General features: G+C 49.2%; 3 protein-coding genes. All 3 read right to left on the reverse strand.

Features of this window, described 5'->3' with window-relative positions; all coding sequences use genetic code 11:
- Positions 1 to 66: 66 nt before the first annotated feature.
- The 3 genes from GC178_03275 to GC178_03285 all read right to left on the reverse strand — a co-directional run bounded on the left by GC178_03275 (position 67) and on the right by GC178_03285 (position 13,040).
- Positions 67 to 9,954, reverse strand: coding sequence for an HYR domain-containing protein (locus GC178_03275; GenBank protein MBI1286578.1), 9,888 nt, complete (start codon positions 9,952 to 9,954; stop codon positions 67 to 69).
- A gap of 92 nt (positions 9,955 to 10,046) precedes the next feature.
- The gene (locus tag GC178_03280) at positions 10,047 to 11,906 is read right to left on the reverse strand and encodes a tetratricopeptide repeat protein (GenBank protein MBI1286579.1); all 1,860 of its coding nucleotides are present in this window, start codon (positions 11,904 to 11,906) and stop codon (positions 10,047 to 10,049) included.
- On the reverse strand, positions 11,907 to 13,040 hold the full coding sequence (locus tag GC178_03285; protein ID MBI1286580.1) for a nucleotide sugar dehydrogenase: 1,134 nt from the start codon (positions 13,038 to 13,040) through the stop codon (positions 11,907 to 11,909).
- Position 13,041: the final 1 nt, after the last annotated feature.

A 13,041-nucleotide genomic window follows, 5' to 3' on the forward strand; every position in this document is an offset into this window, starting at 1 on the left:
CGGTACAAGTAAAAACAAAAGGCCACCGTTGCGGGTGGCCTTTCATTATTCTCCTTGGAGCATCTTTTACTTGATCAGCACAAGTCTTCGCTGCGTCACATTTTCATCATTGATCAACATACGAAGGATATAGACCCCGTCAGCTTCTCCTGAAAGGTCAATGATCTTCCTTCCGGTCGACCCCATCAATTGTTCTCCGACTATCACCTGCCGCCCCATCTGATCCAGAACAGCCATTTCCAACTTCGAATCATTACTCAACGTGTAGCTCAATGTGAACTGACCAGTAGATGGATTCGGATATACTTCCATGCTCAGGCCGTACTCTTCAATGCCTGTGGCACAAGGCGAATCCTCGCTATACGTGTATTCTGAAGTGAACGAACTGACCACACACCCGTTGGCATCGGTAAGTTCTACTACATAGTTTCCACTCTGCGTTGGGCAATACCAAGAGTTGGTGGCACCCGAGATCGGTGTTCCATTGAACGACCATTGATAGTTGGTGGCCGTATCATTGGAGCAATAAAGTACACCATCTGTACCTGAACTGATGGTAGGGGTCTCCGAGGCAAAATAGGCCACATTCACCGTATCCGTATTGCTCACGCATCCATTAGCATTTACCACGGTTACCCAGTAGCTGGCCGGGTTGGTAACCGTAATGCTCGATACGGTTGCTCCTGTACTCCAATTGTATTGCGCATAGCCGGCACCGGCACTCAGAACCACTGATTCCCCTGGACAGACCTCGATGTCTCCAGATGGGTCGATGGTGATCTGGAAAGCACTGCCCGAACCGATGGTAACGCTACCATTTGCAGCACAACCATTGGCATCCGTTACGGTAACGGAATACTGACCCGCGACCAAGGCATTCGGATCGAAACCACCCCAGTCCTGCGTGTATGGGCCTGTTCCTCCTGTGGGAACAGCGATCGCGGTACCGTCATTTCCGTTCGAACAGGTGACATCGGTGCCAGTAACGGACACGGACATTTCCACAACATCAACCAAGAACGTACATGAAGCCGTATTGCCTCCACCATCCGTTGCAATGATAGTTGCATTCAATTGAGATGTGATGGTTGAACCTGCCGCTGGAGACTGGGTCACGCTTACGGTTCCACAAGCATCGCTTGCCGTTGCCAGAGAGGTGTAGTCCGGAACTGTGAACTCGCAGTTGCCATCCAAATTCAGCACCTGATCTGATGGACACGCAACCACAGGAGCAGTAGCGTCCTCAACTGTAAGATTGAACTGACATGCTGAATAGTTCCCGTTATCATCAATCAGTGCGACTCCCACCTGACTGGTTCCGGCCACGTTGATCTGGCTTCCCGCAGCAGGCAATTGCTGAAACGATAACGTTGCATCGCAGTTATCGGTACCGGAAACAAGCGAGCTGTAATTCGGTACGATGAACTGGCAGTTGGCATTCAGACTTACGGTCTGATCCGGTGGACAGGACGTGATGACCGGATCCATGTTATCTTCTGGTTGAATACTGAACGAACATGTCCCCTCATTCCCAGCATCATCCTGCGCTGTAATGGTTACGGTTGTAGTGGAAACGATGACCACTGTGGCTGGGGGAAACTGAGAATAAGTGAGGTTGGAAGAGCAGTTGTCCTGAGCCGAAGCGGATGAGGTGTAATCCCCCAGTTCGAACTGGCAGTTGGCATCCACATCAACAACCATATCTGAAGGACAGGTGACGGTTGGCGCATTCACATCTGATGGAATAACCATGAAACTACATTGAGCAGTATTGCCAGCACCATCTGTCACTGTAATCGCAACAGAGGTGGAAGAACCGATGGAGGTGCCTTCTTCGGGAGCCTGTGCGATGAACGTATTCGGACAATTGTCCAAGGCCATCACCATGGACTTGTAATTCGGCATTTCAAACTGACAGTTCGAATCGAATTCAACAAACTGATCGGTTGGACAAGTAACTGTCGGATCGGTAATGTCTGAAGGATTGACCCAGAAACTACAGGTGGCCTGATTGCCATTTCCATCATTGGCCGTCATGGTAACCAGCACCGTATCTCCTACAAATGACCCTACCGCATAGTCTTGCGATACAAGAACATTGCCCGAACAGTTGTCGGTGGCGGTGGTCATAGAGGTGTAGTCCGCCATCACAAAACTGCACGAATTACCAAATGCCACATCCTGATCTGATGGACACACAATGACCGGATCCTCATCATCCGTAGGATTGACATTGAAGCTACATGTGCTTGAATTTCCGCTTGCATCCGTTGCAGTCAGAACGACATTGGTCGAAGCGTAAACCAAAATTCCTGTTGACGGGTTTTGATCGATAGCAATTGTTCCCGAACAATTATCAGTTACCGATGCAAACCCTGCATAATCACCGATCTCATAAGCACAGTTCTGATCGAATGAAACGGTAATGTCTCCCGAACAGACCATTGTTGGTCCGAGATTATCAACTGGCGTGATAGTGAAAGTACAATTGCTGGCATTACCACTCACATCCTGCGCGGTCAGGGTTACAAGCGTATTTGAGGTTACCACCGTTCCAGCAATCGGGCTTTGGGAAACATTGAAATTGGAAGAACAATTGTCAGTAACCGTTGCCTGATTCGTAAAATCAACCAGCGCGTATTCGCAGTCAGCATCCAGATCGACCTCTGCATCGGACGGACACGTGATAACAGGCGCAATAGCATCTTCTGGTTCCACCAAGAACAGACAACTTGCAGAATTGCCGGCTCCATCAACAGCGGTCATGGTGACAATGGTGCTCGTAGTGAAAACGGAACCCACCGCTGGCGACTGAGAAACCGTGGGAGCACCGTTACAGTTATCTGTGCTGCTCACGGAAGATGAATAGTCAGAAAGCATGTATTCGCAATTGGCGTCCAACTGTGCCATCTGAGTGGACGGACAAGTGATGGATGGCGGAATATTGTCCACGGGCAGCACGCTGAATGTACACGAGGCCGAATTCCCCTCATCGTCTGTTGAAGTGAACGTGACCACCGAAGTTCCAGTAAGCATACTTCCAGGAGCGGGCGACTGTGTAATTGTCGGACTGAGGTCGCAGTTATCGGAAGTTGATGCCTGAGACGTGTAATCTGCCAACTGAAACTCACAGTTTGCATCGTAGAAAACCTGCTGATTTCCGATACACGTGATGCTTGGAGCAATGTTGTCGATCAGAATCACCTCAAACGTACAGGAGGCCTGATTGCCTACACCGTCTTCCGCGGTTACAGTAACGGTTGTCTGTGCAGACACAACCACACCAATGGCTGGCGACTGTGTCATTGTTGTAGAACCGCAGTTATCGCTCGATTGAGACAAGAGCGTGTAATCGGGCAATGTGAACTGACAGTTGATGTCTGAACCGACCGTCTGGTTGCCTGGACAGGTAACGGAAGGTGGAGACGAATCGCTTACCGTGAACGTACAACTGTTGGTGTTCCCGGCATTGTCCTCTACAGACATGGTAACCAACGTTGTTCCTGTAATGATAGAAGATGCCGCAGGTGATTGCGTAAGTGCAGGAGACGCATCACAGTTGTCATTGGTCGTAACCAAGGCTGTGTAATCTGGAATTGCCAACTGACAAAGGTTGTTGTATGCCTCGGTCTGATCGGAAGGACATGTGATCTCCGGCATCTCGTTATCCACAATTGTCACCGTGAACGAACATGTTACGATCTGACCATTGCCATCATCCGCAGAATAAGTGATCTGGGTATCTCCCAACGGGAACGAGCTACCACTTGCAAGACCCGACTGCAGCGTTGCCGTGATGGAAGGATTACAATTGTCTGAAACGGTTGCATCCGAATAGGACACAACGGCCTGGCAGGTCGTTGGCTCCACATTCACGCTGGTATCGGATGGACAACTGATGACAGGATCTTCGTTGTCCTCAACAGTTACCGAGAAAGAGCAAAGACTTACATTTCCCGAAGCGTCCGTAGCTGAATATCTAATGGCGGTCGTTCCCAACGGGAATGTGCTTCCAGACGCAAGTCCCAACTCCAAAGCAGGCGTTATCGGTGAGGTACAATTATCGGTAACCGTTGGCAATGAGTAGGTCACAACCGCATCACAACTGCCTGAGTCATTATCAACCGTAATATCAGCAGGACACGTGATGACCGGAGCTTCATCGTCCGTAACCGTTACCGTGAAACTGCAAGTTGAAGTATTTCCATACTCATCTTCAGCCTGATAGGTGTTGGTAGTTGTACCAACTGGGAAGTTTGAACCCGAAGCTATTCCCGCCTCCAATGTTGGCGTAATGGAACCTGTGCAATTATCCGTCACCGAAGGAAGGCTATAAGTGACATCTGCACCGCATGTGCCCGCATCCACATTCACCGAGATATTTGAAGGACATACGATGATCGGGTCTTCTGTGTCGTTTACCGTTACGCTGAATGAGCAATCGGTTGCATTTCCAGCCCCATCGGTAGATGTGTACAGAACTGCGGTTGTTCCAACTTGGAAAATGGAACCACTTGCCGCCCCATTTATCAACTGCGGGATCACATTTCCATCGCAGTTATCGATGGCCGTAATGGCCGAATAGGTCACAACCGCCCCACAGATGGAAGCATCGTTCGTTGTGGTAATATCCGATGGACAACCGATAACGATCGGAGCCGTGACATCTTCTGGAGTCAGCACGAAGGTGCATGTTCCGGAATTGCCCGAAGCATCCGTGGCAGTGATGGTGACCGTGGTCGTTCCACCGATCAATGAACCGGCCAATGGCGATTGGCTAACGGTCGGACTTCCATCGCAGTTATCGCTCACCGTTGCCGAGTAACTTCCCACAGTGTAGGTGCAGGAAGCAGACAGGGAAACCGTAGCATCAGCAGGACAGTTGGTAAGCGTTGGTGCTTCCTGATCCTCCCCTACTACATTGAATGTACAAGTGGAAGAATTGCCGCTATCATCGGTGGCAGTAAGAGTTACCTGCGTTGTGCCAGAAACATTCGCCCCAATATTCGGACTTTGCGTTACCGTAACTGTTAGATCACAGTTGTCGGTTGCTGTTCCCAATGTGGTATAATCGGCCAACGAATAACCGCAGGTTGCATCCGTGGCAACTGTTTGTGTTGCAGGACATGAAATGCTTGGAGGCGTGTTATCATCCAACTGAACCGTAAACGTACATTGACCGATATTTCCTTCCGAATCGGAAGAAGAAAGCGTTACAACCGTAGTTCCTCCAATGGCAGAACCTGCAACTGGAGATTGTGTGATGGCAAGTCCCGAGCCATCGCAGTTATCAACCGATGACGCGCTTGAAGTAAAGTCGGTGAGGAATACCAGACAGTTGACATTCGATGCAATGGTCTGTGGGCTCGAAGGACAGGTCACGGTCGGAGCCGTAACATCCATGGCCGTGATGTCGAATGTACACGAAGCCGTGTTGCTCGAATCATCCGTTGCTGTCAACGTAATGGTTGTAGCCACACCTACACCGATCGTGCTTCCGATGGCCGGAGAAGTGCCTTGCGTCACCGTTGGTTCGGCAGCGCAGTTGTCTGAGGCAACGGCCAACGTGGCGTAATCCTGAATCTGATACTGACAGCTTGCATCGGCATCCACAGTCATATCTCCCGGACACGTAATGGTTGGAGCCGAATTATCGTTCAGAATGAGCTGGAACGTACAGTTGGAAGTATTTCCATTGTCGTCCTGAGCCGTAAGCGTTACAGTCGTATTGACGGTAATGGATGATGAGATTGCGGGAGACTGGGTAACTGTAACCGTATTGTCGCAGTTATCGGTAACGGTTGCACTTCCTGTAAGGTCTGGAACGAGGAAGACACAGTTCGAACCCACGATGGAAGAACTCACTACCTGATCGCTCGGGCAAGTAATTACCGGAGCTGTATTATCCACAGGGGTCACATTGAACGTACAGGTACTTGTATTTCCATCATCATCCGCAGCCGTAAGCGTTACCTGTGTAGTACCACTTTGGGTCGTACCTGATGATGGAGATTGCGTCACATCGATGGTCAGATCGCAGTTATCGGAAGTTGTAGCGAAACCACTGGTGTAGTCGCCCAATGCAAACTGGCAGTTGGCATCCGCGTTCACGGTTTGATTCGATGGACAACTGATGGTCGGAGCAGTTTGATCATCATGAATTACCGTGAATGTACACGAAGCAGAATTCTCAGATACATCTGTTGCGGTTAGCGTCACCACCACATCACTATTGTGTGTTGTTCCGGCTGCAGGGCTTTGCTCTACAGTAACATTCGGATCACAGTTGTCATCCGTAGTTGCGAGATAAGCGTAGCTCGAAAGCGTGATCAGACAGCTTGCGTTTGCAACCGCAGTTTGTGTAGCAGGACATACGATGGTCGGATTGGTGTTGTCCTCAACGATGAGGGCAAACGTACAATTGGAAGAATTACCGGCATCATCCGTTCCGGTAACGGTAATGGTGGTTGTTCCCTGAACCGTTGTCCCTTGCGTTGGCACCTGTGTAAAGGTCAACGAACCATCGCAGTTATCAGAAGTACCTGCCTGTGCATTCACCAGACCCGTATAGTTTCCCGCAGAGAAAGTGCAGTTCGAATTTCCCGTTACCACAACATCTGATGGACACTGAAGGGTCGGTGCAATCGCATCATGCAGAACCACATTGAATGTACAAACCGATTGATTCGTTCCATCCGAAGCGGTCATCGTAACAGCAACCGTAGAATTTGAGGTCAGATTGTAAGTTGATCCAGAAGAAGGTGACTGCGTAACTGTAACCGTGCTCAATGATGGGCAGTTGTCCGTGGCTGTCACCAAACTGGTGTAATCTGCCAAGCTGATGTTGCAGCTCGCATCCACATTCACTGTCTGTGCCGATGGGCAGACCACAACTGGAGCTGTATTGTCGTTCAGGTTGAGTGTGATCTGACACGTGCCATCATTTCCAGCCTCATCAGTTACCGTGAGAACCACAACCGATGAACTTGCACCGATGGAAGTTCCAGCAGATGGATTCTGGCTCACAACCAAGTTTCCGGTTGAAGAACAGTTGTCCGCAAGGGATGTGGCCAAGCTGGTAAGATCCTCCATTACGTACTGGCAGTTGGCATTGAAATTCTTGCTTACCGATGCCGGGCAAGAAAGCGTTGGTGCGGTTTGGTCTTCCGCAGAAACAGTAAATGAGCAGCTTGTGGAATTGCCCGCATCATCTGTTGCCGTCATTGTAACGATGGTGTTTCCAGACACAGGACCTACAATATCCTGCGTCACATCCAAGTTCGAATCGCAGTTATCACTTTCAGAAAGCAGCGAATAGGCTGGAATGACCATACCGCAGCCCGAAGTTGCCGCCAACGTGGAGTTCGGTGGACATTGGATGGTCGGAGCGATCACATCCTTCGGATGCATATCGAACACACAGGTTGCCACGTTCGTTCCGTCCGTTACACTCACAGTCACTGTGGAGTTTGAGGAAAGCACCGTTCCCGCAGTTGGCGATTGTGAGAATGTCAATGTCGAGTTGCAATCGTCCGTCACATTCAGCGTGGAGTAATCGGGCACGAAGTATTGGCAGATGGCATTTACATCCACCGAATCCGGCTCTGTTGGACAGTTGGTGAAAACCGGAACAGAGTTATCGAACGGAGTGATGGTCCAAGCACAGGTGCTTGCATTGCCGGAGTTGTCTGTTGCGGTGATCTGCACCGTGGTCTCACCCGTCAGCGTTCCCGTAGGAGGTGTTTGAACCACCGAGGCCAATCCGCAGTTGTCAGCTATTCCACTCGCTCCGGTAAAGTCATTCAATTGATATACACAGTTCGGGAAGGTGGTGGTAATTGAGGTTGGACATACAACATCAGGAAACTCGGTATCTTCCACCGTAACGGTGAATACACAGTTTGCCGGTGAATTACCAGCACCATCAACCACCGAATATTCGACCGTGGTAGTTCCGAGCGGGAACGTATCACCATTGCCCAAAGTAGAAACTTGAGTAATCGTAGGGTTGGCAGTACAGTTGTCCTGAGCATCGATCGAGAAATTGACCACCGCATCGCATACATCTACATCTGTGGACACGGTCATGTTGGAAGGACACGGATCCCATTCAGGATCTTCCGTGTCCGCAATCGTGAAACTGAAATCGCAAGAAGCGGTGTTTCCAGAACCGTCTGTCACTTGATATCCAATGGTGTAAGAACCATTCTGGAAAGTGTTTCCACTCGTTAGAGGAACATTGTCCGTTCTACTCAATGGATTTCCAGGAAGTGTACAGTTATCGGAGATTGTCGGGTTTTGCCAGATGACCTGAGCTCCGCAGGCACCGGTTGTGTAGTTGATAGTTGGTGTGGGACAGGCAATGGTCGGATCGGTAACATCAGAGACCGAAACCGTGAAACTACAGTCAGCTGTGTTTCCGTTCACATCTGTTGCCCGGTATGTAACGGTTGAAACCCCAAGTGGGAAGTTGGCACCTTGATTCGGTCCAGCTGTCTGCGTGACACTCAATATGGAACAATTGTCGGTTGCTGTTGGCGTGCTCCAGGTGGCCGATCCGACACACGAAGAACTTGCATTGACAGACATGTTGGAAGGACAAGTGATGTGGGGATTGGTCTCGTCTGTAACAGTAACCTGAAACGAGCAATTGGCCTGATTACCCGAAGGATCCTGTGCGGTAAAGCTCACATTGGTTGTTCCAACCGAAAAGGTTCCACCACTCACCGAATGCCCGGTTGAACTGGAAATGGTGGCAGAACAATTATCTGATGCGGTGATCGAATAGGAAATATTTGCACCACAACTGTTGCTCGGAGCAACAGCACTCAACGTTCCCGAAGGACATGAAATGGATGGATTCTGGTTATCTACAACCGTTACTGTGAAGGAACAGTCATAATTGGAACTGCCCTGAGTTGCTCGGAACGTAACTGTGGTTACACCGACCGGAAAGGCCGAACCGGAACCTGGACCCGAAAGAAGGGACGGACCGGTAAAGCTGCAGTTATCGCTCGCGGTTGCGGACGAATAGGTAACGGTGGCCGTACATTGGTTTGAAGGAGCATTGACAGAAATATTCGAAGGACAGGTTATTTGTAGCGGCTGATTATCAGTAACAGTAACGGTAAATGAATGATCGGCCGTATTTCCGTAAGTGTCCGTTGCCCGATGTGTTACGGTGGTGGTTCCAACGGGGAATTGCGAACCGCTTGCGGGTCCGGCAATGCGCTGCACAGTTACACCACAGAGGTCGCTTGCAACAGGAGTATCGTAACTGACAACTGCATAGCATTGACCAGAAGCTGTATTCGCTGTCATATTTCCAGGAACACTGGTCCAAGTAGGTGCGGTATTGTCTGTGGCGGTTGTGATCTTCAAATCGTATCCCGAAACAAGCAGCGGATCGCCTGATGCTTGATCACCCGCATCGAGACTCCAGTTTCCGTAAACAGAAGTTCCCACGTAATCATTCAGGTTTCCACCGTCAGGTTTCCATGTTCCCGTTGCCGGGGTGCTGTCGTCAGGAATAACGGAACCGTTCTGCCTGAACTTGGTGGCAACAGCATAACCAATAGATTGACAGCCACCCCAAGTACTGGCTCCCCCATTGGTGGAACCATAGGCACTGACAGCCAAAACTTCATTGTTGGAAGGCCCATTCAACCTGTAGTTGACCTCATTGAAATAAGAGCACCCTGTACCGGTAGGATTCGCACAGGAACCACCCGTTTTTGACCAATGTATCACCACCTCCACATCAGAAATGGCACAACCCGAGGCAAACTGAGAATGCGACAGAGAAACCCCTCCTAAAGTTTGTGTCTGGGCATCGATACAGACCGAACTGACCGGTGTGTACGAGTAAGTATATGTTTGAGATGATGCATTCGAGTGTACCTGAAGCAGGATCAATAGTAAGGCTGAAGCCCTCACAAGTAGTCGTTTTAACATAGTTTTCTGTTTCTGCAAGCGAATTTATCCTTTTTGGAACAGATAGGTCTGTTCCTTTCCTAAATATGAAATTGGGGTAACAAACACGTGGGTCAGGAGCCTATCTGTCTCCTCAGCGCAACAAGACCTGCATTTCCCGGATAGATGGCCAGACCCCGGTCTATGGCACTCAGTGCCTTACCCGTTTCTCCAACCTTCATGTAGAGCTTGGCCATCAGCTCGAAATAGGAAGCAGAGCTGGTGCCAAGCTTTTCTCCTGTTTCCAATCTTTCAATTGCATCATCATACCATCCGGAATTGAAAAGACATATGGACAACAGGTAATAGAAGTCGGAATTTGTACTACCGTTCTTAATAGCGTGTTGAAAATAAGGAATGGCCTTGGCATATTCCTGAAAGCTCATGTAATACTTGCCCATCTGCACGTAAGGCATGGAAAGATCAGGATACTCTTCGATGGCCGCCTCAAATACAGCCTTGCCCTTGTTCGGATAGCCGAACTCCATGTAGGCAGACCCCAGATCGATATACACGTTGAAAAGGCGATCGGTGAGCTGCAACGTACGTTCATAATAGTGGAGTACCTTCTTTGCAGCCTCTGGGCGTTTCGGCTCGGGCAATGAATAATACTCGCGATGGAGCAGAAGCGCATAATTGTAGTTGGCGCGCACGCAATTCTCAAGTTTCGGCAGGTCGGTCTCTAAGAGCGTTCGGTTGTCTTTCCATGCCTTGTTGCGATAAACGCCATATCCGAACAATGGAATCATAACTACCAGAATGACCACCCCACTCCACTTCTTGGTAACCTCGAATGTGAAAAGACTGAGTAGAGCCACACATAATCCGAGCGATGGTGCAAATAGGAATCTTTCGGCAAAGATATCGGGAGCTATCTGCACCAGATGAAGGTAAATTGAACCAGTGAGCAGAAAAATGATCAGGCCAATGCCGTAAGGTTTACGCTTTAGAACTCCACGGATTGAAACAACAACTGCGACAAGAAGTACGATGGCTGCCAACCAGACCATCGGATCACCGAAAGAACGGACCGCGAACTGACTGTAGCTATAATCGTGTACCAGAGGATATGGAACAACAAAGCGGTACACGAAATAGCCGGCCAGGTAGACGGCCGTTGCCAATCGTTCTGAGGTTGAAGCTGCAAAGAGCGGGTTGCCAACATAGCCATCTTCCAAAAACAGTCCTTTTTCCTGCAGTTCAAAATCATTGGATTCGAAAAACAGATCCGAGTAGACCAATGCCCGCAGAACAAGAGCAAAAATCAGGAAGATAAATAGTGGAAGGGTCTTCTTCAGGTTTCCAAGATGATCCTGCGGATCCAGTAGCACCCACGGCAGTATGAATGCAACCCCAATGAGCGTGACGGCACTTTCTTTGGACAGGAAGCCCAGTACCATGAACAGCAAACTGACCAGATAATGCCACCATTTACCACCGGAAATGGCTTTCGCATAACTCATTAGACCAAGAAGTCCGAAACCAAGGGCCAGTATTTCATCGCGGCTTTTAATGTTTGCGACCACCTCTGAATGAATCGGGTGCACCACAAACAGTAGAGCTACAAGGAAATTACCTGCCACCATCTCCGGAAACAGTCTGTGCAAAAACACAAGAACGATAACCGATAAAAGTCCGTAAAGGAAAATATTGACCCTATGCGCAGCGTGCGGATCCATCCCGAAAAACTGAACATCTGTGGCAAATGAGAGCAGAGCAATGGGGCGGTAACCGTAGTGATTCTCTGTTTCGTTAGACTTTTTGTTCTTGAAAAGTTCGGGTATATCCTTCAGTCCTTGTTTGACACGGCTGTTCTCGGTAATGACAATGGCATCATCCCAAGCGTAATCATGATTGGCGGTGTTGGCATATTGCAGCACTGCAATCAGGAAAACAAGAGCGGCCTGCACCCTGATGTTCTTGAGAAAAGCCACCTATCTGTTGTTCATTGATGAATTTGAAACCGTCTCTTCAAACTCAAATAGGCCAGGGTAAAGTTCATCGATCTGGTCAACCACCTCTTTGGTATCAATTACTCGCACCGAACGACCGGCCTGCGCCAAGGCCACGGCCAACCGTAACTGTTGCGATTCGGTGATCTGGGTCGTACCTTTCTTATAAGCGACTCCATTGAAAACGATCAGATCCGACTCTGCATAGTCTTTTAAATATTGATTGAGTTGAAACTGGAAGTGTTCATCATTGACCTTATCCGTAGCATTACTGAGGTGCAATGGCATACCAAGCATTCCACCGAACTTTCCGAGTGCCCGGTTATCTCTTGGAAAACAAGGCCCACCGAAACCGAAACCATATCTCAAGTATTTGCTGCCAATACGAGAATCAGAACCAACTGCAGCCAAGATCTTGTCAGGATCGGCACCAGCGACCATTGCCATATCTCCGATGGAGTTGGCGAAGGATATTTTAGTGGTCAAAAAGCAATTGGTGGCCAATTTGGCTATTTCAGCACTCAAAGGATCCATACGACAGTATACGGGTTCGTTCTTTACAATGGCCGCATAGATGGATTGCAGCCTAAGACCTACTTCCTCTGTTGCCTCCCCGATCAACACCTGATCTGGATAAAGTTGATCGTGGATAATGGCACCTTGGGCGATGAACTCAGGGTTGTACGACACGGTATAGCCATGAGGTTGGAGTCGTTTAGCCAGGGCATTGCAATACCCTGGCATGGTCGTACATCCAACGTAAACATGTCTTTGCACCCCATCATTTGCAAGTCCCAGCAACTTATCGGCAACGCGGTCAACTTGCGAATGGTCATAACCACCGTCTGCCATGGATGGCGTGGCAACCATTATGAAGATATCTCGAATGTCTTTCTCAACAATACATTCAATCTTATCCGTCAGGTGCATCGCCTTGGCACTTGCCAAAAGTTCGTTCACCTCCGGCTCTGCGCTGTCCAAGGTTCTGTCGGTCAACGATCGTAAGTACTCGCTATTCGCTTCTACACCCCAGACCTCAAAACCTGAGCGTTCCAAATTGAGGGCAAAACAGATTCCCAACTTACCTACTCCAACAACTGCTATTCTCTTGGCCATC

The sequence above is a fragment of the Flavobacteriales bacterium genome (genome assembly GCA_016124845.1).
In the GTDB taxonomy this organism is placed as follows: Bacteria; Bacteroidota; Bacteroidia; order UBA10329; family UBA10329; genus UBA10329.

Coding starts and splice junctions, on each gene's coding strand:
- GC178_03285 (MBI1286580.1), bottom strand. CDS start 13,040: ATGGCCAAGAGAATAGCAGTTGTTGGAGTAGGTAAGTTGGGAATCTGT.
- GC178_03275 (MBI1286578.1), bottom strand. CDS start 9,954: ATGTTAAAACGACTACTTGTGAGGGCTTCAGCCTTACTATTGATCCTG.